At 64.2% G+C, this 20648-nt stretch carries 24 protein-coding genes and 2 tRNA genes; 10 read left to right on the top strand and 16 right to left on the bottom strand.

The features are described from left to right. Positions 1–99: 99 nt before the first annotated feature. Together IVB07_RS15210 and IVB07_RS15205 are read left to right on the top strand one after the other, a co-directional pair. Positions 100–1026 (top strand): LysR family transcriptional regulator, encoded by a 927-nt coding sequence (locus tag IVB07_RS15210; RefSeq protein WP_247362230.1) that lies wholly within the window; start codon positions 100–102, stop codon positions 1024–1026. A 154-nt stretch (positions 1027–1180) separates the two neighbouring features. Continuing rightward, complete coding sequence (locus IVB07_RS15205) at positions 1181–2212, top strand: LLM class flavin-dependent oxidoreductase (RefSeq protein WP_247362226.1); 1032 nt, start codon at positions 1181–1183, stop codon at positions 2210–2212. A 37-nt stretch (positions 2213–2249) separates the two neighbouring features. Here the strand turns inward: IVB07_RS15205 and IVB07_RS15200 are convergent, their stop codons facing one another. Both IVB07_RS15200 and IVB07_RS15195 read right to left on the bottom strand, forming a co-directional pair. Continuing rightward, complete coding sequence (locus tag IVB07_RS15200) at positions 2250–2492, bottom strand: GIY-YIG nuclease family protein (protein ID WP_247362223.1); 243 nt, start codon at positions 2490–2492, stop codon at positions 2250–2252. 94 nt (positions 2493–2586) lie between these two features. Beyond that, positions 2587–2672 (bottom strand) — tRNA-Tyr (locus IVB07_RS15195). 206 nt (positions 2673–2878) lie between these two features. Between IVB07_RS15195 and rlmB the strand changes: the two genes are divergently transcribed. Beyond that, on the top strand, positions 2879–3709 hold the full coding sequence (gene rlmB, locus IVB07_RS15190) for a 23S rRNA (guanosine(2251)-2'-O)-methyltransferase RlmB (RefSeq protein ID WP_247362010.1): 831 nt from the start codon (positions 2879–2881) through the stop codon (positions 3707–3709). 61 nt (positions 3710–3770) lie between these two features. Here the strand turns inward: rlmB and IVB07_RS15185 are convergent, their stop codons facing one another. Next, on the bottom strand, positions 3771–4304 hold the full coding sequence (locus IVB07_RS15185) for a hypothetical protein (protein WP_247335727.1): 534 nt from the start codon (positions 4302–4304) through the stop codon (positions 3771–3773). A 43-nt stretch (positions 4305–4347) separates the two neighbouring features. Beyond that, complete coding sequence (locus IVB07_RS15180) at positions 4348–4833, bottom strand: hypothetical protein (protein ID WP_247362008.1); 486 nt, start codon at positions 4831–4833, stop codon at positions 4348–4350. 282 nt (positions 4834–5115) lie between these two features. On the opposite strand from IVB07_RS15180, the gene IVB07_RS15175 reads away from it, so the two are divergent. Together IVB07_RS15175 and IVB07_RS15170 are read left to right on the top strand one after the other, a co-directional pair. After that, positions 5116–5616 carry a hypothetical protein gene (locus tag IVB07_RS15175; protein ID WP_018458104.1) on the top strand — a complete coding sequence of 167 codons (501 nt, stop codon included), beginning with the start codon at positions 5116–5118 and terminating at the stop codon, positions 5614–5616. Between the two features lie 165 nt (positions 5617–5781). Beyond that, positions 5782–5856 (top strand) — tRNA-Thr (locus IVB07_RS15170). Positions 5857–5935: 79 nt separating this feature from the next. Here the strand turns inward: IVB07_RS15170 and IVB07_RS15165 are convergent. From IVB07_RS15165 to IVB07_RS15130, 7 genes are all read right to left on the bottom strand, one after another. After that, complete coding sequence (locus IVB07_RS15165) at positions 5936–6163, bottom strand: hypothetical protein (RefSeq protein WP_018455400.1); 228 nt, start codon at positions 6161–6163, stop codon at positions 5936–5938. Positions 6164–6166: 3 nt separating this feature from the next. Further along, positions 6167–6898, bottom strand: coding sequence for a Crp/Fnr family transcriptional regulator (locus tag IVB07_RS15160; protein ID WP_018455399.1), 732 nt, complete (start codon positions 6896–6898; stop codon positions 6167–6169). 176 nt (positions 6899–7074) lie between these two features. Further along, complete coding sequence (locus IVB07_RS15155) at positions 7075–7488, bottom strand: GFA family protein (RefSeq protein ID WP_247362006.1); 414 nt, start codon at positions 7486–7488, stop codon at positions 7075–7077. 74 nt (positions 7489–7562) lie between these two features. Further along, positions 7563–9401: a PQQ-binding-like beta-propeller repeat protein gene (locus tag IVB07_RS15150; protein WP_247767735.1), complete on the bottom strand. Its 1839-nt coding sequence runs from the start codon at positions 9399–9401 to the stop codon at positions 7563–7565. A gap of 102 nt (positions 9402–9503) precedes the next feature. After that, positions 9504–10217: a class I SAM-dependent methyltransferase gene (locus IVB07_RS15145; protein ID WP_247362002.1), complete on the bottom strand. Its 714-nt coding sequence runs from the start codon at positions 10215–10217 to the stop codon at positions 9504–9506. A 67-nt stretch (positions 10218–10284) separates the two neighbouring features. Next, complete coding sequence (locus IVB07_RS15140) at positions 10285–11004, bottom strand: class I SAM-dependent methyltransferase (protein WP_247362000.1); 720 nt, start codon at positions 11002–11004, stop codon at positions 10285–10287. An 826-nt stretch (positions 11005–11830) separates the two neighbouring features. Continuing rightward, positions 11831–11995 carry a hypothetical protein gene (locus tag IVB07_RS15130; RefSeq protein ID WP_007602663.1) on the bottom strand — a complete coding sequence of 55 codons (165 nt, stop codon included), beginning with the start codon at positions 11993–11995 and terminating at the stop codon, positions 11831–11833. Between the two features lie 102 nt (positions 11996–12097). On the opposite strand from IVB07_RS15130, the gene IVB07_RS15125 reads away from it, so the two are divergent. Then, positions 12098–12472: a hypothetical protein gene (locus tag IVB07_RS15125; protein WP_247361997.1), complete on the top strand. Its 375-nt coding sequence runs from the start codon at positions 12098–12100 to the stop codon at positions 12470–12472. Positions 12473–12776: 304 nt separating this feature from the next. After that, complete coding sequence (locus tag IVB07_RS15120) at positions 12777–13031, top strand: hypothetical protein (protein ID WP_018455390.1); 255 nt, start codon at positions 12777–12779, stop codon at positions 13029–13031. A gap of 39 nt (positions 13032–13070) precedes the next feature. Here the strand turns inward: IVB07_RS15120 and IVB07_RS15115 are convergent, their stop codons facing one another. From IVB07_RS15115 to IVB07_RS15100, 4 genes are all read right to left on the bottom strand, one after another. After that, entirely contained in the window at positions 13071–13313 is a 243-nt protein-coding gene (locus IVB07_RS15115; RefSeq protein WP_018455389.1) for a hypothetical protein, read from the bottom strand. A 253-nt stretch (positions 13314–13566) separates the two neighbouring features. Beyond that, positions 13567–14274 (bottom strand): outer membrane protein, encoded by a 708-nt coding sequence (locus IVB07_RS15110; protein ID WP_085384994.1) that lies wholly within the window; start codon positions 14272–14274, stop codon positions 13567–13569. 286 nt (positions 14275–14560) lie between these two features. Continuing rightward, entirely contained in the window at positions 14561–14956 is a 396-nt protein-coding gene (locus tag IVB07_RS15105; RefSeq protein ID WP_247364644.1) for a hypothetical protein, read from the bottom strand. A gap of 389 nt (positions 14957–15345) precedes the next feature. Further along, the gene (locus IVB07_RS15100) at positions 15346–15705 is read right to left on the bottom strand and encodes a hypothetical protein (RefSeq protein ID WP_247299728.1); all 360 of its coding nucleotides are present in this window, start codon (positions 15703–15705) and stop codon (positions 15346–15348) included. Between the two features lie 242 nt (positions 15706–15947). On the opposite strand from IVB07_RS15100, the gene IVB07_RS15095 reads away from it, so the two are divergent. Next, on the top strand, positions 15948–16490 hold the full coding sequence (locus IVB07_RS15095) for a tetratricopeptide repeat protein (RefSeq protein WP_247299730.1): 543 nt from the start codon (positions 15948–15950) through the stop codon (positions 16488–16490). A gap of 115 nt (positions 16491–16605) precedes the next feature. Then, on the top strand, positions 16606–17994 hold the full coding sequence (locus IVB07_RS15090) for a serine hydrolase domain-containing protein (RefSeq protein WP_247396134.1): 1389 nt from the start codon (positions 16606–16608) through the stop codon (positions 17992–17994). Here IVB07_RS15090 and IVB07_RS15085 read toward each other — a convergent pair. Then, positions 17981–19546 carry a peptidase S10 gene (locus IVB07_RS15085; protein WP_247361993.1) on the bottom strand — a complete coding sequence of 522 codons (1566 nt, stop codon included), beginning with the start codon at positions 19544–19546 and terminating at the stop codon, positions 17981–17983. The genes IVB07_RS15090 and IVB07_RS15085 overlap by 14 nt on opposite strands. 255 nt (positions 19547–19801) lie before the next feature. Between IVB07_RS15085 and IVB07_RS15080 the strand changes: the two genes are divergently transcribed. Further along, complete coding sequence (locus IVB07_RS15080; protein WP_085351151.1) at positions 19802–20581, top strand: NAD kinase; 780 nt, start codon at positions 19802–19804, stop codon at positions 20579–20581. Positions 20582–20648: the final 67 nt, after the last annotated feature.

Here is a 20648-nt window from a genome sequence, read left to right as displayed (position 1 = left end):
CTGTCTGGCGGCCCGGCACTCCGCTCATTCCCGGGGGGAACCATAGACAAGGAGATATTATCGTCATAATTTATAATCATGATCTAGTACATCACTGGGGTGAATGTTCTGTCGTTTCGCTCGCTCGACCTCAACCTGCTGAAAGTGTTCGAGGCCCTGATGACCGAGGGCAGCGTCACGCGCGCCGCCAACGCGCTTCTAATGACGCAACCGGCCGTCAGCAACGCGCTCGCACGCCTGCGGGACGCGCTCGGCGATGCCCTGTTCGTCAGGTCCGGCACCGGCATCCGTCCGACCCAGCGCGCCGTGGTGCTGTGGGAGCCGATCGGCGAAGCGCTCGAAACCGTCCGCGGCGCGCTCGACGAGCAGGTGTTCGATCCGCACCGTGCTCAGACCGAGTTCAGCCTGTCGATGTCGGATTACGTCGCCTCGCTGGTGATGCCAAACCTGCTGAACCATTTCGGCAAGGTCGCGCCCAAGGCGCGAATCCACACCGTTCCCAACACCATTTTGGAGATCGCCGACCAGCTCGAGGACAATCGCGTTGATTGCGTCCTCAGCGTCTATGTCAACGAGGCGCAGCAGCCGGCCGCCATCCGCTCGCGCTCGCTGTGGACCGTCGACTACGCCTGCTTCATGCGGCGCAGCCATCCGCTCGCCGCGATGAAGCGGCTGAGCACGCGCAGCTTCCTCAACGCGGGGCATGTCGATGTGAGCCTCGCCGGCAAGACCTTGCCGTCCTACGACCTCTTCCTCGCCTCGCGCGGGCTGTCGCGCAACGTGGTCGCGACCGTCAATCACTATAGCGCCGCCTACGAAATCGTGCGCCAGTCCGACCTGATCGCCGTGCTGCCGAGCGATCTGCGCTCGCAATCCCGGCACGCGCCGTTCCTGCACGCCATGCCGCTTCCGCTCAAGGCGCCGCCGCGCATCGTCAGGCTGTTCTGGCACCAGCGCAACGACACCGTACCGGCGCAGCGCTGGCTGCGCGACACGCTGGTCGAGATGTTCGCCAGGTCGGACTGAGGCGCGGGCGGCGGGCGCCCCGACACCACGAAAAAGGGAAACAATGGGTTTCTCGAAGCAGCATTGCGCGCCAGTCCCTGCTGCTTAGCTCCAACCAAAGCAATCCCCTCCCCCAGTGACAGGCGCGCAAGCCGCGCCCGCAGAGACCTCATCAATGACCGCACCGCTCGAATTCGGACTGGACACTTTTGGCGACGTCACCAGGGACGCCTCCGGCGCGATGCTTCCGCACGCACAGGTGATCCGCAACGTCGTCGACGAGGCGGTGCTCGCCGACGAGCTCGGCCTCGACTTCATCGGCCTCGGCGAGCATCACCGCGCCGACTTCGCGATCTCCTCCCCTGAGACCGTGCTGGCCGCCATCACGTCGCGGACCAGGCGGATCCATCTCGGCTCGGCCGTGACGGTGCTGAGCTCGGACGATCCAATCCGCGTCTTCCAGCGCTTTGCCACGCTGGACGCGCTCTCGAACGGACGTGCGGAGGTGATCCTCGGCCGCGGCTCGTTCACCGAGTCCTTTCCACTGTTCGGTTTCGACCTGCGGGCTTACGAGGCGCTGTTCGAGGAGAAGCTCGATCTGTTCGCGGCACTGCTGTCGCAGAAGCCGGTGACCTGGGAAGGTAAGCTGCGTCCGCCGCTGAACGGGCAGCTGGTCTATCCCCCGGTCGAGAACGGCACGCTCAAGACCTGGATCGGCGTCGGCGGCAGTCCGCAATCGGTGGTGCGCGCGGCGCATTACGACTTGCCCTTGATGCTCGCGATCATCGGCGGCGATCCCGCGCGCTTCGCGCCCTTCGTCGAGCTCTATCATCGCGCGTTCAGGGAGTTCGGCCGCCCGGCACAGCCGATCGGCGTGCACTCGCCAGGCTATGTCGCCGAGACCGACGAACAGGCGCGCGAGGAGCTGTGGCCCGACTACAAGGCGATGCGCGACCGCATCGGCAAGGAACGCGGCTGGCCACCGATGGGCCGCGACGAGTTCGTGAACGAGGCCGAGCACGGCTCGCTCTATGTCGGCTCGCCGGAGACGGTCGCGCGCAAGATCGCCAAGACGGCAAAGGCGCTCGGCATTTCGCGGTTTCAGCTGAAGTATTCGGCGGGCCCGCTGCCGCATGGCAAGCTGATGAAGAGCATCGAGCTCTACGGGCGGAAGGTGGTGCCGATGGTGCGGGAGATGGTGGGGTGAGGCGATCGGATCCGCTTCAGTGCGTCTTCGCCTTCGCTCACCAGAGTCTCTTCTTCGCGAAGGCGTGGCCCGAACCGGATTTCAAATAGCGCTCGAAGGCTCTAGCCTTCTCGATGTCGGAAAAGGCCACATAGGTCACCAGTCGCCACGGACCGTACTTAGACGTGTGCGGCGATTTACCCCCGTTGTGATCGGCTAGCCGCTGCTTGAGATCCTTCGTCAGCCCAATATAGCGTTGGCCCACGAAAAGTTCGCTCTCCAGAAGATAGACATAGTGCATGACGCCGCCCCCCTTCGCCTAGGCTTCGGAGGGCATCCTGCTTCGCGCAGTAAAAGGCTGCAAATCCTGCGAAGCGCGTCAGCGCGAAGCAGGATGGTGGGGGAGGCAGGACTCGAACCTGCGAAGCCATAAGGCGGCTGATTTACAGTCAGCTCCCTTTGCCACTCGGGACACTCCCCCGCTCGACGGCAGCACAATCGGGCCGGACCTTGCCGGCGACCGAAGACGGCCATGGAACGTGAAGGCCGCGACAGCCCGGATGGGGGCGCGACCGGGCGCGGTTATCGGCGAAGCGGTGGGGTAAAGTCAACCGAGGCGAACAGCTAAAATCGCCCCCGACACCACCCAAATTGCCATATTCCGGGACCCGTGACACAAGCGAGCCCATGAAGGATCGAAAATTCAACCCGAGGGGCCCCCGCGGCGGGTCTAAGCCCTTCAACAGGCCCGGAAAATCGGCCGGTCGTCCGGCCCGTCGCGATCGCGATTCGGACACCGACGGGCCTGTCATCCTCTATGGCTGGCACACCGTCTCCATGGCGCTCGCCAACCCCCAGCGGCAGATCCGCAAGCTGACGCTGACCGAGAACGCCGCAAGGCGTCTGGCGGACGAGAACATCGCGATCCCGGTCGCGCCCGAGATCGTCCGGCCCCAGGAGATCGACCGGCTGCTGTCGCCCGACGCCGTGCACCAGGGCCTGCTCGCCGAGGCCGATCCCCTGCCCTCGCCCGACATCGAGGATTTGGAGCAGGACGGCATGGTGCTGGTGCTCGACCAGATCACCGATCCGCACAATGTCGGCGCCATCCTGCGCTCGGCGGCCGCCTTTGCGGTGAAGGCGATCGTCACCACCGCGCGTCACAGTCCGGAAGCGACCGGCGTGCTGGCCAAGGCCGCCTCCGGCGCGCTGGAGCTGGTCCCGATGGTGACGGTGCAAAACCTCGCCCGCGCACTGACCACGATGAACGAGCTCGGCTTCCAGACTGTCGGGCTGGACAGTGAAGGCAGCGCGGATCTCTCCGAGCTCACCCTGCGCGAGCCGCTCGCGCTGGTTCTGGGCGCGGAAGGCAAGGGCCTGCGGCAGTTGACACGCGAGACCTGCAGCGTCGTGGCGCGGCTCGACATGCCGGGAGAGATCAAGAGTCTCAACGTCTCGAATGCCGCCGTGCTCTCGCTCTATGTCGGCGCGAGCCGGCTCGGGCTGATGAAGCGGTAACAAAACAAAACGCCCGTCCGCGTCGCGGACGGGCGTCTCGTCGGCTCAACCGATCAAGCGATCAGTAATAGCGGCGCAGCACGCGGTGGCCGCCATAGTACGGCGCATGGCGCGGGGCGTAGCCGTAGCGCGGACCGTAGCCGTAATGCGTGCGCGGCAGATAGCCGGCGCGCGGGCCGTAGCCGTAGCGATACGGACGGTAATACGGGCGGCGGTAGGGATAGGCGGCCGGCGCTTCGACCGCGGCAGCGCGATAGCCATAGCCGTGCCCATAGCCGTAGCCACGGCCGTAGCCGTAATTGGCGGGCGCAACCACCGCGTCCTCACGGTAGGTCGGATACGGCGCGAAGGCGCCCGGGCCGGTGTAGGTCGGGCCCTGGTTGACGTGATAATATTGCGTGGTGGGCTCGGCGAGACGCTCATAGGCGCCATAGCCGTAGCTGTAGCCGGCCCCATAACCGCCGCAGCCGGTGTTACAGCCGGAATAGACCGGCGCGACCGGCTGGCACGGATCGAAGCCGCAGGCCGCAGCGGGCGCGGTGGCGGCGAACATCACGGCAGCCGCCGCGACCAGTCCCGAAATCATCTGACGCATTACTCTCTCCTGTTGATTTCCGTTTTTTGGATTTTGTCGTTTCTTAACCCGGCGGCTTGCCGGGCATCTCTGCACGCGGCCGCGGCCGAGGACGCCGCGGCTGGTCGTTGATCTCGGGCGCGAGAATCACCGGCGGCGGATTGACGGGCACGTCCATCTGCGGCGGCAGCGGCGCCGATTGGGCGCCCCAGCTCTGGTGATAGCTATCGGGCGGCTTGGGCAATTTGCGGTTCGCGGGCGGTTCGACCTCGAGCCGGCCATAGCCGGGCCGCAGGCCCAGCGTCGGATAGTAATGGCCGACGTCGGTGGGCTGGCGCTCGGCGACATAGCGGCCGCCATAAATCGTGGGCTGCACCTGGACGTTCTTCCCCAGGCCCCAGGTCCCCTCGATCACGGCATAGGACGCGTCGATGTTGTTGATGATGATGGGCACGCCGGGGCGACCGGGAACGACGATATCGAAGCCGCCGCCGGCAAACGCCGTCGCGGGCAGTCCGATCAGAAAGGCCGCGAGCGCCACAGCGCGCATGAGAGGACCCCATTTATTCGGCGACAACCTACCCGATGGCGGCGCAGAGAGGGTTAAGGCCCTCTCACCAATTGCCGGTAAGCCTAATGTGTAAGGATTCCGCGCCGCTCAAATGCGCCAAAGCGAACTAGCGAAGCATTAACGCCGCCGGACCCTGCAGTCCGGAACCATGGACCGTGCTCACTTCCGTTTGACTGTCGCCGACGAAAATCCGCGGCTTCAGCGGAACGTCCGGCGTCTTCGGCGTTTAGCCCCCGTCAACAAAACGGGAGCCAAACAATCATGAACGTCAAACTTCTCGGAGCCACGGCGATTGCGGCGACCCTGGTGGCAGGCTCTGCCATGGCGCAGGCCGTGATCACCAATCCCGGCCGTTGCGCGGCGCAATTCCCCAACGCCAACTGCCAGAACGTCGGACCGGGAAATCCGTACACCGACAGCGGCTATCGGCATCGTCGCGTGTCCTATCGCCAGACCACCAACGGCGACTGGAATAACGACTGGAACAGGAGCCGCACCGGCTTCTGGCCGACCGACGTCGCCGCCGGCGCGGTCGGAACAGCCGCTGGCGTGGCCGGCGCAGCCATCGGGACTGCGGGCGCGATTGCAACTGCCCCGTTCCGTGCCACGAACGATGCCTTCGCCTACGACAACAGTTGGGATAACCGCGGCTGGGACAATCGCGGTTGGGACACCCGCACCTACGCCCAGCGCAACGGCTTCGTCTGCACGCCCGGCACCTGGTTCAAGGGCCAAGACGGCAACCGCCACATCTGCCAGTAAAGCGGTTTGAACCGAACGCGACAGATCAGGCGGCCCTCGGGGCCGCCTGATTCATGTCTGCATCGGGGATCGCGGGTTCTGGCACTTTCCAGTCAAGTCTGGTATTGCGGCGCGCACGGGCGGAGGGCCCCGGCGTACGCCGGCCCCTGCGCTTCTCCAGGCGTCGCCGGCTTAGCTCAGCGGTAGAGCAGCGGTTTTGTAAACCGAAGGTCGGGGGTTCAATCCCCTCAGCCGGCACCACCGATTTAGCCGACACCGCGGCCTGATAGATCGGGGCACTCCTCCGTCTAACGACAGCTAGAATCGATTTCCCACGCAATCACGTCAGAGCTTTCCGGGCGACCGTTACACTCAACTCGAGCAGCGGGTGCTTCTCGTTCCTGACTATAATGAGGACCTGCGCCCCCTTTGCCGACGCAACGTCTCTGGCAATCGAGGTCGCCATTGCGATCGCCTCTTTTTCGGCGGCTTCCGGGCCGGGCAAATCCACCCCATCCTCGTCGACCGCAGCGAAAAAGTCGTCCTTGATATCGAAGTAGAACTTCATGGCTCAGAGCGACGGATTGAGATGAAGGTAAAGCACGTCGAAGTCTGCTATTTCGCGCAACCTGGCTTCATCAAGGATCGATATTCTTCCCCGCTCCAGGTCCAACACGCGCTGAGCACGTAGCTGCTGAACGACGCGATTCATATGGACCACACTCGTGCCGACGGCGTCGGCGAGGAGTGCCTGAGAGGCCGGAAAGTCGAAGGACAGGCCGTCCGCTCGACCGATCGCCTTCAATCTGGTGTAAAGCTCAAGCACGAGATGCGCCACGCGGCTTGTGGCTTCGCGTTGACCAACGTTGCAAATCCACTCCCGGAAGATCGCGGCGTCGGTCAGTGTATCGCGCCAAAGCGCTTCGGCCACGTTAGGCCGCTTTCTTATCAGTGAGCGCACCGCTGCATGCGGAATGAAGCCGAGAACGCTATCGCCAAGCGTGCTGACGTCATGGTCCATCACATGTAGAAAGAGACCCTGCAGATCGGGGATGTCGCCGGGTTGGTGAAAGGCCATGATTTGGCGGTGGCCATTGCCGACGATCTTTGATCTCAGGATAAAGCCATCAACGACAAGGCAGCACGCCGAAGGTCGATCTCCGAGAGAAACGACCGGCTGACCGCCAGCCATCCGTTTCACCGTGATTGGCAGATGACGGATAGCGGCCTCGTCCTCTTCATCAATTTCGGTGCTGACCCGCAACCGCCTCAAGAAAGGTTCGAAAATTTCCGCGTTATTCATCGTTAGCTCCGGTCGGCAAACGAATTTTTGTGACGTTCGTTCCAATCCGGACGGCTAGCTATTGTCTCACGCGAAGCAGAGGGACCGCCGCAAATTCCAACCCTCGGCGGAACCCACGGGAACGGCGTCAATTCATCTTGCCGCGAAGCCTTGGAGCGAAATTTGACGCGCAACGCTCACTTCGAATGCTTCGGTGCGCTGCTTTGCTGGAAGTGCTCGGCGCCTGATATCTCCACCCAGGCATGTTTCGACTGTTCGAAAACCGAGCTGATGGGCGCCGGGTAGTTCGGAACCGCGATCGCGCCCAGGGCAACGCCGATCATCGCAGGCAGATTGTCCGCTTTCCAATAGACCGTCGAACCGCACTCGGGGCAAAAATAGCTGCGGACCTTGCCGCCGCTTGCGGCTGTCCGGACGTACTCCTTCGACGTCCCTGAGATCGTGACGCCCTCCGCCGGATAGAACGCACCGACCCCGAACGGCGCGCCGGTTCGACGCTGGCAGTCAATGCAGTGGCAGGCGACGACGAGGCTGGAAGGTCCTGGAAGCGACAGCGCGAGAGCGCCGCACCTGCATTGGGCATCGATCATCGAAGCTCTTCCTCCTCAGTTGGCTGACAGGTTCTGTCGCTCGGCTGGAGCGCAGGGCAATCCAGGACTGACCCTCACTCCTTCGCAACCTCGAACGCCAGCAGTGCGTTGCCGGCGACGCCGCCCCACTGGCCGTAGCCGGAATTGGTGTAGAGCATTCCGCCGGCGATGATCGGCCCCGGGCCGTCGATCGCGCCGCCATGAGCAGGGGCGCCGTTCACCGCCGTATAGTCTCGCGCCGTGTCGTATTCCCACAACAGCTTTCCGTCGGCTGTCGCGTAGGCGCGCAGAAAGCCGCTGACGCCGCCGGAAAACACGACGCCGGGGATCAGGCTCACGGCAGCCGACAGCGCAGGGCTGCATTGGAGGCGATCGCCACAGGCGACAGGAGATACTTCCATCGCAATTTTCCCACTGGCGAGGTCGAGGCCGAACAGGCCGCCGCCTTGGGTGGCATCGAGCCGCCGCGTACCATCGCGCAGGAACCGCACGTCTGAGTTCGCGACATAGATGCGATCCTGGTCGGCGGCCGAGCCCCACTCGCTGCCGCCGAGCGCACCGCCCTTCCCGATCCGCGTCTGCCATAGGATCTTGCCGCCATCATCAGGATCGAGCGCGTGCACGACGCCGGACTTCTGCGCGATGGCAAGAACGCGCCTGCCGTCACGCAAGGTCACGAGGATCGGCGACTGGCCAAAATCGTGGTCGGGCCCGTGATCTTCAGGACAATTGGTCTTGTCCGCGCCGAAGCACGCGACGATGAAGGCGTCGCTCGGGGTCGCCTGCTGCTTCCAGAGCAGCTTACCTGTCGCAAGCTCGAAAGCGAGGACCGCATCGGCGGTTGCGGCGGGTGGATTCGAATAGGAATTGCTAGTCGCGACGTAGACGGCGTTGCGTTTCGGATCTATCGTCGGTGCCGACCACACCGCCGCGCCGGACGGGCCGAACAGCTGCGTGCCTCTCGCATTCTTGCCGGTCGGATGCGGCACCTCGGGGATCGTGTAGGCCTGCCACACCGGCTTGCCGGTCACTGCCTCGAGCGCGACCACGCTGCCGCGGAAGGTACAGCATTCGTAACTGGCCTGCGAACCGGCGGCCTCCTCCAGCGAGGAGACCGGGATATAGAGCACGCCGGAATGCAGCGTCGGCGCGCCAGTGATGCGCGCTGCCGGATGCTCCTCGACCTTCGTCTTCCAGATCAGCGCGCCAGTCAGTGCGTTCACCGCATAGGCATTGGCGCGCAGGTCACCGAAGAAGATCGCGAACTGATCGGTGCCGGGAAGCGGCCCGAAGCTGATCGCCGCGCGCACCGCGGCATCGGTCGGCAGCGTCCACCTCGTGCAGCCGCTTCGCGCGTCGAGCGCGTGCACCTTGCGGTGAGTGCCGCCGATAAACAGCAGACCGCCCACGATGGTCGGCGGCGCAAACGACACCGAGGCGCCGGGAAAGGCATAAGCCCATTTCAACCGCAGGCGCGGCACCTCTTCCGCGGTGAGGCCGGCCATTTCGGCCGACTGGAAGCGCCTGTTGGCAACGTCGACGCCCCAGCCATTCCAGCGCGGACCATCGAGCGCTTGCGGAAAGAAATTGACCTGCTGCGTGCAGCGTCCCTCCGCATCGACTGCATTGTCGCCCACCGCGGCCTTGCCGGTGACAAAGGCGGCAATCGCACGCCGTTCCGAGTCGCTGCGGTCCTTCGCCATCGCCGCCATGCTTCCAGAAGTCAGCGTTCCCAGCACATGATCGAACGACATCGCCTGCATGGCGCCGCGGCCTGGCACACGGCTCTCGCCATCACCGCCATCGTGACATTGCGCGCAGTGGCTTGCGTAGAGCGCAGCGCCGTCCTGCTGCGCCAACGCGGGCGCGCAGCACCAGACCAGCATGGCGACGGCGACAACACTCGGTCTCATGGCGTGCTCCAACATCGTCACCGCAATGCGAGACGGCATCATGCAACCCAAAGTATAGCGCGAGGGCAATCACTCACGCAACGGACGTTCCGCCCGCGTCCGTCATATCCCCCGGGCAGTGAGGACAGGATCGGGCAGTTCATCGAGCCGCCACAGCCCGAGGCTCTTGTCGCGCCAGCCGCCACTGCCCTCTTCGCAACGCTCGTTGATCAGCTCGCGCGGTGCCGGCCAGTCGAACGGCGCCTTCTCCATGTTCAGCGCCCGCCAGTCGCCGTCCTCGCAATCGCAATTGTCGTCCCATTCGGGAAACGTCGTGACCAGCAGGAAACGCGCACCGCTGGCGCGAAAGTTCGCGACGGCGCGGACGATGTGGTCGAAACTCAAATGGACCAGGCAGTCCCGGCACAGAACCACGTCGGCACGCGGCAGTGCATCGCGTGTGATGTCGGCAACGAGAAACCGGCCTGACAACTCACCGCCAGCCACGCGCTTGCGATTGGCCGCGATCAGCGACGGCACGATGTCGATTCCGGTGTAGTCGAGATCCAGCTTGATGCGACCGATCCAACCCGCGTCGCCGCAGGGCGCATCGAGCAGCGAGCGCGCGCCGAGCTGTTGCAGGAGTGCAGGAAGCTCCTCGCGGATTGCTGCGGTCGCGGGATTCTCCGAGCCGAGGCCCGACACCGAACTGGCCGCCCCCCACAGGTTGGTCTTCTCGATGCGCTCGAACCGCGCGGCCAGATCGAGGCCGACAAAATTCTCGCGGTCGGCGGTGAACCGCTCATGGGCGAGCACGGGTGGGCGCTTGGAGATCATCGTCCGGACCTTAAGACTACGTTGTGAACACTGTGGTCATGCGTTCCATCCGAATCTCATCCCATCCTCAAACCGGTTTCTGCCACTCCATGATGTGGAAGTAAGGCACCCGGCGATGAAAGGCATTCCTGTCGGGGTCGCCGCCGCTGGGCTGCGGCTCGACGAAAAGGCGCAACAGGAGCCCCTGATCGAGTAGCAGCGTCATGTAGGTGCTGAGCGGACGATGCCAGTTCAGAATTCGGATGCCGCGCCAAGTCACCCAAGTCGGCCGCTCCTCCATGTAATGATCGATGTTGAAGCGCAAGGCGCCGTCGCCGTCACGCGTCCAGCCGTCGGGCGGACCCGCGGTGTTGAAGCTGGTCAGATTGGCAATCAGCAGCGTACCGCCCGGCCGCAGCGCTGCCACGATCTTCCCGATCGCCGCACCGAGATGGGGCATGTCGACCAGGCTGAGATAGCTGACGACCAGATCAAATGGCGCTTCGATCTCCATTGTTTCAGCTCGGCCAAGCCGGTAGTCGCCCTGCGGGTCCAATTCCATGGCACGCGCGAGCAGCGCTTCGGTCGGGTCGATGCCGGTGGTGCGGATGCCGGCGCGCTGCATGATGGGACAGAAGCGCCCCTCGCCGCAGCCAACGTCGAGCGCATTGCGGAAGCCGCGCCCTTCGATCCGCGCTCGCATCGGCGCGTCCAGCACGAAGCGGCGACCATAGTCGCCGTCTTCACCCTGCTCGACGATCCAAGCAGCCGCGGACGCGGTCCAGCCGTCGCTGATATCCTCGTTCATGGATCGACCTTCGGGAATGGACGTTGGCCGCACGCATTTCGGGCGCGGCTACTGACCACAGATTGGATCAGAGTTGAACATGAGGTAGCATGCGCATCCCATGCGTCCCTATACCAGCCGAGAGATCGCCAAGATCACCGCGGGTGCTGTCGCGGCGATCGTCGCAACGGGCTTCCTGTTCGCGATCGCGATGTCCCTCTTGCTGCCGCAATAAATCAGCTGCTTGCCGGGGCGCCGTGCCGCCGGAGTTTGTGCCACCCAGCCGGTTGCTGTCGCTCACCAGCATCTTGGCCGTGGAAAGCACTTGGCCAGCGTCGAGGACGACGCTTCAAGCTCGGTGGACGCCGCGCCCACCGTCTTGATCTCGCCGGCTGCGCGCTCAAAGCCGTCGGCAAGGTTGACCATATCGCGCTTGCGCTGATGGGCGGCTTGCTTCTCAACCTCGATCTGCGCTGCCGTGAGACGACCTCGATCCGTGGTTTTTGAAGATTTGTCTTTGCAGATTTGTCCTGGCCATGTCCCGATCGCGTCCCGCCGGCAGTTTGGGGAGCGATCCGGGCATGGTCAGGCGGAACCCGTCAAGGGCGTCGGCCGTTGTCGACCCATGCGGATCAGGGAAGAAAATCGAAACATGTTTCTGCTGGCCACGGTAACGCTGTGCTGTAGCGCCTTGGCCGGGGCTGTTGCGCTGTTCGAACAGGGTCCCTGGCCGGCTCCGGCAAAGCAGCGGGCTGAAACGGTAGCAATAGACGGGACCACGCCGACGCCGGTTCGGGTGGTCGGGGCGCCGTTCGAGCCCAACCTCAATCCGCGGGAGCGCTAGCGCTCACCCCGGCGAGACGTCGGCGCCCTCCTCCGGACGGCGTTTGGCGCGGGCCAACTCCTCAACGAACGCGATCACCTCCGCCCGTTTGTCGGGCGGCAGCGATAGGAACGCGCGGACGAGCCTCAAGCCCTCGGCTTCGGCTGAATGGTCTGCTTTGGCATCCATTCCCCACTGTCGGGCGGCCGGGAAAAATATGCAATCCCCCACCCAACACCTTCTTGATTCGGCCGGCCAGCTTTGCTGGAATGGCGCCAACAGGGGTGCACCATGAAGTGGATCGCGGAACGCGACGCGCTGATCGCGCAGACAATGGCTTTCGTCCAATCGGTAACCGGCAAAAAGGATGACTTGCATCCACCGGAGATCCCGACGGCGACAGTGGCGGCGTCGGTGCAGATCGCCCCCGTCAACACCATCATCGGGACCGAGCCACTTAAGGCCGCTCCGCCGCAGCCGTTACCTCTCCCGTTGCCCCGGGTGGCGAGCCACGACGTCCGCACCGAAATACAGGCCCGCATCGCCAATTTCCGCAAGCATCAGGAGCGGTTCGAGCGGGAGCGCGAGGAATATTGCGCGGCCACCCTGACCAAATTGCGGGCCGCCATCCGCGAGCCCTCCTCCCGTCCACCGGCTGACAAGTAAAGCCGGATCTCCCGTCGCTGGCCTAAAGCCAGGACCACACTAGCCAGAGATTGGCCGCGCAGGCGCCGAACAGGGCCAGCGTGAGGGGCAGCAGCATGTGCCCGCAAGAGGTTTTCAGGTCCGTCGTCATGACCGAAAACATCCGCTGATTCCGCCAAATGAGTCCCGTGGATTCTTTTTTCCGGGATTCAGGACTCGTTAAGGACTCAGGACCCGGCGGCCCTGATCACGGCCGCGTGATCGACCGGCGAGCGGAACCCCTACCCCGTCAAATTCGTTAATGCGCTTTCCAGGAGCGGGAACAATGCCCTACGCCCTGTTCTGCAACGATGCCCAGATCAGCAAGGCCTATCCTGACGAGTCCGACGTCTGGAGGCTCGCGCAGCGAAGTGGCCTCGTCGTGGACGTAACTGCGGATGACAACCGTCCCGGGCCACGCCGGGTGCTCGACAACGATTACGAGATCAAGCCGTGCCGGGCCGCACAGGGCGAGGACCCGGCCCGGAACAAGGCCGAGGCTGATCGCCAAGCGAGGATGGAGCTTGAGCTGAATTCCTAAAGAGGAATCGAAGCTGGGAAGCCAGAGCTCAGGAAAAGCTTAGGGGGTCGCGGTGGCCAGTGACGCCTGCTCGCCCGCCAGAGCCACGCAGGCCTTCCGGCGATGCAGCCCACGGATCGCGCCGGTGACCTTCAGCACCTTACCGGAGGAGCACGAGGCGTCCTTGACGAAGGCCACCTCGTAGGGTGCCAGCATCAGAGGCTCGGATTTGAGGATTGTTTGGGCAGCGCACGGCAAACTGACGAAGCACGAGAGCACCACAGCCGACACCAAGATACGCATGTCCGTCGTCCCACCAGCCCGGTAATTGTCATATAACGCGTTCCGGCGCGCGAGTTCCGTAAGCTGCAAAAATTATTTTTGCTTTACCCGAGCTCCATGACGCGCGCGAGAAAGCGCCCGCCAGAACGTTTGCCTGCAAATGACGCGCCAGATGGTTGACGCGATGCAAACAAAGGACTTGCGAACGAGGGCTGGGCAAACGAAAGGCCGGCGAGAGCCGGCCTTTGTCAGGTCGTGGGTCGCTGGTGGCGCGTCAGTAGCGCGAGGCTGCCGGACCGCCCCAGCCGAAGCGGTAATTCACGCCGACCTTGACGGTATGCTCGTCCTCCCGGCCGCGGACGCCGACGACGTCAGCCGGACCGGAGGTGATCGTCGTGTTGCCGAAGTTGTAATATTGGTACTCGGCCTTGGCCGACCAGTTCGGCGCGAACATGTATTCGAGGCCAGCGCCAACGGTATAGCCGTCCTTGCTGTTGCCGGTGGCGGTGAAGGGCTGCGGGACGCCGGCGACATTGACGCCAAGACCGCCATTGCGCCAGGCATAACCGCCCTTCGCGTAAAGCAGCGCCGGTCCCCAGGTGTAGCCGATGCGACCGGTCACCGAGCCGAGCTGGTCGGTATTGGAGGTCACCTGCGTGCCCAGCGGGAACGTAGCGCCGCCGTTGTTGGTCGGCAGCCAGGAATACTGGGCCTCGACACCCATGACCCAATTGGGCGCGAACTGGTAGTCGAAGCCGCCCTGAACACCGCCGAGGAAGCGCGCGTCGCTCGACTGGAAGCTGCTGTCGCCGGCAAAGGCGCCGCCGACATGGCCACCGATGTAGAAGCCGGTCCAGTTGTAGATCACCTGCGGCGGCGTGTAGGCCGGAGCCTTGGTGTAGGTGCGCGCCTGCATGTCGGCTGCGGCAGCCGGCGCAGCCAGCGCGAGCAGGGCAACCGCGCCCAGCAAAATCCTCTTCATGATTATCCCCGTTCTTTCAATTCGACACTCAGGAAACAACGTGGCGTGAATTGGGTTGCTTCGAGGCGATGCCGGAACGTTGATCGTTCGTTACTGTGACGGAGCGGCAACAACGCGATTTTGTTCCGTCCGACAGGCGCGTGCCGACGGTTTTTTCCGTCGGAAACAAAACCTTCCGTAACGATTAGTCGCAACGCGAAACCACCCCGTTCAAAGCTCCCCGAAATGTGATCCGGCAGCTCCGGCGGGCTTTGTCTATCACCAAGCGATGAAGGTGGGCTTTGCGCTACCGCGTCATCTTTTCAAGTTCCGGAAAGGGTACGTAAACCGCGCCCGCGCACAGCTCGCTGGCGCGATCGACGACGCGGTCCGCCCGGCCGTTGACGAAGATCACGGCGCGCTCCCTCGTGGCCTTGTAGGTGCCGTCGGTCTCGCGTGGGGTGAAGTGCAGGCAACTGACGTAGAACTGGCGGCCTCCGACCTCGCGCTGCGCCGGCTCGGCCATGCTGGCGTCACGCACGCCGACAGGATTGTTCAGATAGCTGCGCATCAAGGCCAGCGTGTCGCCACGGAAATTATCCGGGAACGGTTGTGGACCTCCGGCCTGGGTCCCCTCCATCAGGGTTGGACGGTCACCATCGCTGCCGAAACATCCCGTGAGCGCCAGCGGCAGTGCCAGCATCAACGCCAAGCTCACTGCGCGTTCCGCTAGTCGCCGCACCGCTTACGCTCTCCGCTCGATCAGTCTCGGAGACGTTCCAGCCCCAAGGTTGCAATGATGCATGTCTACAGGTGTTTTGCCCGACGAGTCAAACAGATTCGTAAAATCCGCAAATACGCCACCCCTTAAACCATTGATTTATCTACGACCCGCTACTGTGCATGGGGTTGTTTTCGAGGTTTTGTTTGCGGCCGCCAAATCTGGGACGTTGCTCGCGGGCTTCAGCATGGTCATACCGGCCCGCCGCCAGCACCTCGAGCTTTCGCGCAAGGCGTGACGAACGGGCCGGGCCTGAATTCCTCACGCGGCGGCCGGGGCAATGCTAGGACGCCGCCGCGCAGGCTCAGTCGTTAGCTGCGCTTCTCCATCGTCGCCGGCTTGGTCACGTCCGGCTGCGTCTTCAGCGACTTCTTCGCTGACAGATGCTTGTGGTGGTGGCGATGCTTGCGCACGGTCTTGTGCTCGTCCGGTGTGACGGCGGCGTTGGCGTTCATCGCCTTCGACTTGGTGTCCACCTTGGCATCGGCCTTGACGTCCGAAGCCTTGACGTTGGCCTTGAGGCCGGCATCGGGTTTCGCGGCGGTGGTCGACACCTTGGTCTGGCTCTGGTCTGCCTTGATCACCGGCGTGGTCGTGGCGGTCTCGGCTGCGAAGGCCGGGGCTGCGATCACGGAGGCTGCGAGCAAGGCTGCGGAAATGGTCTTCAACATGGCTGGTCTCCTCTTGGAAGGATCTTGAGGCGGGCGCCCTCTCGCCAACCCTTTGATCGTAAGTTGGAGCCTAGGAGGCTCGCACTGAACCCAATCTGAAGCCCACAGCAGGCTCCCGTTCATCTGGATGACAAGTTTGTCATCCGCCCTAGGCCAGGATGCCGGGAATGTTTTTGCCTGATGGGTGTTCCGGTCTTTGGGCAATCGTGTAGGATCGCCACGTTCCATACCGGAGAACTTATATGCGCAAACTCTCAATGCTTCTTGTGCCGGGACTTGTCGCCGTGTCGGTGGCAGCGGCGCCGGTGCTGACCAGCGCCTATGCCGCCGGCAGCGATGAGCCCTCCTCGCCACCGAAATCCGACACCTCGACCAAGAAGGGCAAGAAGAAGAGCTCCTCAGTCAGCGATCCGAAATTCCTTGCTGCCTATCGCACCGCCTACACCACGATCTATGACAATCACGACTACACCGGCGCGATCGGCCAGCTGAAGTCGCTCAAGCGCGACGACGTCGCCGACGTCGCCAATCTGATCGGCTACTCCTATCGCAAGCTCGGCGACTACCAGTCGTCGAAGGTCTATTACGAGCTCGCGCTGAAGGACGATCCGAACCACGTCCGCACCTGGCAGTATTATGGCCTCTGGCAGCTCGAGCAGGGCAACCGCGAGCAGGCGCAGTATCACCTGAACAAGCTCGCCTCGCTCGCCGGCACCGACAGCTCCGAATATCGCTCGCTCGCCGCCGCGCTCGACAAGCCGACCGGAGCGACGCTGGTCTATTAAGAACAGAACATCGCATCTCCGAATGGGACGAACGGGCACAACCTCAGGGTTGTGCCCGTTCTGCGTTCTCGGTTAGCCTCTCGCATCAAACACTCTCCTGGTAAATCGGTGCGCAATGGACAAGTGGCTGCGATCCGCGATCGACTACATCGGCTCCTGGATCGAATTCCAGCACACCACAATCCACCAGCCGGGCGTCATGGTCGCCTTCGTCCATCGCGGCGAGGTGGTTGCCGAGCATGCGTTCGGCCTCGCCAATCTCGACACCGGCGAGAAGCTCACCCCGCGCCATCGCTTCCGCATCGCCTCGCACTCGAAGAGCTTCACCTCGGCCGGCGTCATGAAGCTGCGCGAGCAGCGCAAGCTCCGGCTCGACGATTCCATCGGCCAACATGTCGCCGGCCTGCATCCGCGCGTCGCCGAAACGACGATTGCGCAAGTGCTCTCGCACAGCGCGGGACTGACGCGCGACGGCGCCGATTCCGGCCAGTTCATCGACAGCCGTCCCTATCTCGACGCGAACGAGCTGCTCGCGGAATTGAAGCGGCCGACCGTAATCGAGCCGGGCACACGCTTCAAATATTCCAATCACGGCTTTGGGCTGATCGGTCTCGTCATCGAGGCCGTGACGAAGGAGCCCTACCCGGTCTGGATCAAGCGCGAGATCATCGAACCTGCGGGCCTGCGCGAGACCGAGCCGGACGCGCCGCTTCCCAAGGGCGCGTCGTTCGCGCGCGGCCACACTCGCAAGCTGCCGTACGGAGAGCGATGCGTGATCCCCGGCGACAATCCCGCGCACGCGATGGCCTCCGCCGCCGGCTTCATCGCGACCGCCGCCGATACCGCCCGCTTCTACGCGCAGCTCGCGCCCAATGCGAAAAAGAGCGTGCTATCGGTCGCAAGCCGCCGCGAGATGACGCGAAACCATTGGCGCGTGCCGCAAAGCTTCGAGGCCTATTACGGCCTCGGCGTCAACGCCGGCAAAACCGACGGCTGGGATTGGTTGGGCCATGGCGGCGGCTTTCAAGGTTACATCTCCAGGACCTGCTCCATCCCCGCTTGCGAGCTCGCGATCAGCATCCTCAGCAACTCCATCGACGGCGCGGCCCCGTTCTGGATGGACGGCGCGATGCAGATCCTGCGCGTCTTCCAGTCCCGTGGTGCACCCGACCGCCGCGTGCGCGACTGGACCGGCCGTTGGTGGACGATCTGGGGCGCGAACGACCTCGTGCCGGTCGGCAACCGCGTGCTGGTCGCCAATCCCCAGTTCAACAACCCGTTCATGGACGCCGCCGAGATCGAGGTCACCGGCCGCGACACCGGCAAGCTCGCCTGGGCCGCCGGTTACTCCAGCCACGGCGAGCCGGTGCGCCGCGTCCGCGACAAGCGCGGCAAGGTCAGTGACGTCTGGATCGCGGGCGCCAACATCAAGCCTGCGGCCGTCGTGGCGCGTGAGATCGGACGAAGATACAAGCCGCGCACGCGACGGCCTACTCCCGAATGAGAGTCTCGACTTCGCTCCGAAGAGCCTGCCGCGAGCCGTCGCGCGAATAGAACATGTGGCCGCCGGGATAGACCACGAACTTGACCCGCTGCGTTGCGAAGGCCGGCAACTGGTCGAGCACCCGCTTCGATCCGAAATAGGGGGTGGCGAGATCGAACAGGCCGTGCGCGACCAGCACGTTCAGCTTCGCATCCGTGGCAAGGATCTGGCGCAGCTCGGAGACTGATTGCGGCGGATTGATGCCGCGGCCGAAATCCCAATGACCCTCGACGGCGCCGTTCAACACCTCGTAGGAGCCGTCGGGCCGCCAGTTGAGCTTGTGTGTCAGCAGGTCAACCGCCGCACTCGTCAGCGGCGCCTGCAGCGCATCGCCGGAGGGATCACCGAACCGCGAGCTGCTCGAATCCGGATAGGGATCAAGGCCGCGCACCGAGCCATCGTAGCGCCCCGTCACCTTGCCGTTCTTGCGGTCGAATTCGCGGCGGAATTCGCCGACGTCGAAGCGGCCGGCAAGCCGACGGCTCACCGCCTGGTCGACGCCGGTGAGCTCGGCGACCTTGTCGGCAAGACGATTGGTCGCCTCCTTGTCCGCCTCGCCCTTGACGAGGTCGGCCAGGAATTCGCCGCGCGCGTAGGCCTCGACGTCGGCGAGATCGGCGCGCTTGACCGGGCCTTTCGCCTCGCGCGCCACCGCCACATAGCTCGGCAGCGTCGCGACATATTGCAGGAGGCTGGTGCCGGTGAATTCGCGGAAGTCCAGGAGCGGCGACACCAGGATCAATCCCCTGACGCCGACGCCGTGCTGGAGCTGCAACTGGCGCACCACCTTCGGCCCGCGAATGCCGCCATAGCTTTCGCCGGCGACGTATTTCGGCGAGGTCAGCCGGTCGTGCTTCTCGAGCCAGCGGCGGATCACCAACGCGATCGAATTGACATCGCCGTCGACGGAGTAGAACGATTTGCGCGCGTCATCGCTGCTCGCGACGAAGCGGCTGTAGCCGGTGCTGACGGGGTCGATGAAGACGAGATCGGTGAAATCGAGCCAGGTCTCCGCGTTCGGCTTCACCTCGGGCGAGGCGGACGGCGACAGCGCTTCGCCATCGAGCGGCAGCCGCCACGGCCCGGCCGCGCCGAACTGGAGCCATGCCGACGACGCACCGGGCCCGCCGTTGAACAGGAAGGTCACCGGGCGCGTCGCACGGTCTGCGCCGTCGAGCTCATAGGATGTATAGGCGATGTCGGCCACCGGCTCACCCTTGCCGTCGAACACGCGGATCGAACCAGCGGTCGCTGCGAAATTGAGGCTGCGGCCGGGAAGATCGAGTGTCTGCTTCGTGGTCGAATCCGACGGAAGACGGTGCGGCTCGGCGGATGGCGATGCATTCTGCGACGCGCTTTGTGCGCCGCCGCGCCCGCCCTTCTGTCCGGCTGGCGCTGCCGCCTCGGCGCGCGGCTGCGGCGGATCGTCGGCGCGCGCCAATCCTGCGAGCGCGAATGCCGATACCGCCAGCACCAGGGTCGCACGGCGGAGCACCGGCATATTCATATTCATGGTCGTTCTCCCTGCCCGGCGACGACCACCGGTGCGGACCGCAAGGCTAGCGCGGAATTGCGACGGTTTGGGGGATCATGGCTCCGGCGGCGCCTGAAGAGCCCGGTGGGGCACAAATCGACCCGGTTTCATCCTCAAATCGGAATGGGCAGTTGCCGGACTGCTGTGAAGGGTGGTCATCCTCGACAATCGGGGTCGAGATCGTTAGACGAGCCCGGCGGAACTTTCTCGAGCCAGCGGCCCTGCCCGGAAACCATGACCAAGCCAGCGCGATACGACCGGATCGCCTTCGTCGCCAGCCCGAGCAGCGAGGCGCAAGCCGCCTTCGGCCAGCTCACCAGGGACTTCGGCAATTGCGATCCGAAGGACGCCGACATCGTGGTCGCACTCGGCGGCGACGGGCTCATGCTCCAGACGCTGCATCAGCACATGCATACGGGCAAGCCGATCTACGGCATGCACCGCGGCACCGTCGGCTTCCTGATGAACGAGTACTCGACGGTCGATCTTCGAGCCCGCCTCGAGGCGGCGCAGGAATCAGAAATCCACCCCCTCCTGATGCGCGCGACCGACGCCAACGACCGCGTCCACCTGCATCACGCCATCAACGAGGTCGCCCTTTTCCGGCAGACCTACCAGGCCGCGCGCCTGCGGATCCTGATCGACGAGCGCGAGCGCATGTCCGAGCTGATCGCCGACGGCATCATGGTGGCAACGCCGGCTGGCTCGACCGCCTACAATCTGTCCGCCCAGGGACCGATCCTGCCGATCAATGCCGCGCTGCTGGCGCTGACGCCGATCAGCGCCTTCCGCCCACGGCGCTGGCGCGGCGCGCTGCTGCCGAACACGGCTTATGTCGTGATTGAGGTGCTGGAGGGCGACAAGCGCCCCGTGGCGGCGGTCGCCGACCACGACGAGGTGCGCGATGTTCGCCGCGTCGAGGTGCTCTCCGACAAGACCATCTCGATGCGCATGCTGTTCGACCCCGGTCATAGCCTGGAAGAGCGCATTCTGCGCGAACAGTTCGGCTCCTGAGCCGCCCGCCGGACTGCCGATCGCAACCCTTCATTAACCCCCGGCGAGATATGGTTAACGAAAGTTG

The sequence above is a fragment of the Bradyrhizobium sp. 172 genome (assembly GCF_023101065.1).
Taxonomy (GTDB): domain Bacteria; phylum Pseudomonadota; class Alphaproteobacteria; order Rhizobiales; family Xanthobacteraceae; genus Bradyrhizobium; species Bradyrhizobium canariense_D.
Note: the sequence above shows the minus strand (reverse complement) of the source record. Positions and strands in the feature narration are given on the sequence as shown.

Excerpts from the sequence above, each read along its gene's own strand:
- IVB07_RS15205 (WP_247362226.1), top strand. The coding sequence starts at position 1,181 with ATGACCGCACCGCTCGAATTCGGACTGGACACTTTTGGCGACGTCACC.
- IVB07_RS15200 (WP_247362223.1), bottom strand. The coding sequence starts at position 2,492 with ATGCACTATGTCTATCTTCTGGAGAGCGAACTTTTCGTGGGCCAACGC.
- rlmB (WP_247362010.1), top strand. The coding sequence starts at position 2,879 with ATGAAGGATCGAAAATTCAACCCGAGGGGCCCCCGCGGCGGGTCTAAG.
- IVB07_RS15185 (WP_247335727.1), bottom strand. The coding sequence starts at position 4,304 with ATGCGTCAGATGATTTCGGGACTGGTCGCGGCGGCTGCCGTGATGTTC.
- IVB07_RS15180 (WP_247362008.1), bottom strand. The coding sequence starts at position 4,833 with ATGCGCGCTGTGGCGCTCGCGGCCTTTCTGATCGGACTGCCCGCGACG.
- IVB07_RS15175 (WP_018458104.1), top strand. The coding sequence starts at position 5,116 with ATGAACGTCAAACTTCTCGGAGCCACGGCGATTGCGGCGACCCTGGTG.
- IVB07_RS15165 (WP_018455400.1), bottom strand. The coding sequence starts at position 6,163 with ATGAAGTTCTACTTCGATATCAAGGACGACTTTTTCGCTGCGGTCGAC.
- IVB07_RS15160 (WP_018455399.1), bottom strand. The coding sequence starts at position 6,898 with ATGAATAACGCGGAAATTTTCGAACCTTTCTTGAGGCGGTTGCGGGTC.
- IVB07_RS15155 (WP_247362006.1), bottom strand. The coding sequence starts at position 7,488 with ATGATCGATGCCCAATGCAGGTGCGGCGCTCTCGCGCTGTCGCTTCCA.
- IVB07_RS15150 (WP_247767735.1), bottom strand. The coding sequence starts at position 9,401 with ATGAGACCGAGTGTTGTCGCCGTCGCCATGCTGGTCTGGTGCTGCGCG.
- IVB07_RS15145 (WP_247362002.1), bottom strand. The coding sequence starts at position 10,217 with ATGATCTCCAAGCGCCCACCCGTGCTCGCCCATGAGCGGTTCACCGCC.
- IVB07_RS15140 (WP_247362000.1), bottom strand. The coding sequence starts at position 11,004 with ATGAACGAGGATATCAGCGACGGCTGGACCGCGTCCGCGGCTGCTTGG.
- IVB07_RS15130 (WP_007602663.1), bottom strand. The coding sequence starts at position 11,995 with ATGGATGCCAAAGCAGACCATTCAGCCGAAGCCGAGGGCTTGAGGCTC.
- IVB07_RS15125 (WP_247361997.1), top strand. The coding sequence starts at position 12,098 with ATGAAGTGGATCGCGGAACGCGACGCGCTGATCGCGCAGACAATGGCT.
- IVB07_RS15120 (WP_018455390.1), top strand. The coding sequence starts at position 12,777 with ATGCCCTACGCCCTGTTCTGCAACGATGCCCAGATCAGCAAGGCCTAT.
- IVB07_RS15115 (WP_018455389.1), bottom strand. The coding sequence starts at position 13,313 with ATGCGTATCTTGGTGTCGGCTGTGGTGCTCTCGTGCTTCGTCAGTTTG.
- IVB07_RS15110 (WP_085384994.1), bottom strand. The coding sequence starts at position 14,274 with ATGAAGAGGATTTTGCTGGGCGCGGTTGCCCTGCTCGCGCTGGCTGCG.
- IVB07_RS15105 (WP_247364644.1), bottom strand. The coding sequence starts at position 14,956 with ATGCTGGCACTGCCGCTGGCGCTCACGGGATGTTTCGGCAGCGATGGT.
- IVB07_RS15100 (WP_247299728.1), bottom strand. The coding sequence starts at position 15,705 with ATGTTGAAGACCATTTCCGCAGCCTTGCTCGCAGCCTCCGTGATCGCA.
- IVB07_RS15095 (WP_247299730.1), top strand. The coding sequence starts at position 15,948 with ATGCGCAAACTCTCAATGCTTCTTGTGCCGGGACTTGTCGCCGTGTCG.
- IVB07_RS15090 (WP_247396134.1), top strand. The coding sequence starts at position 16,606 with ATGGACAAGTGGCTGCGATCCGCGATCGACTACATCGGCTCCTGGATC.
- IVB07_RS15085 (WP_247361993.1), bottom strand. The coding sequence starts at position 19,546 with ATGAATATGAATATGCCGGTGCTCCGCCGTGCGACCCTGGTGCTGGCG.
- IVB07_RS15080 (WP_085351151.1), top strand. The coding sequence starts at position 19,802 with ATGACCAAGCCAGCGCGATACGACCGGATCGCCTTCGTCGCCAGCCCG.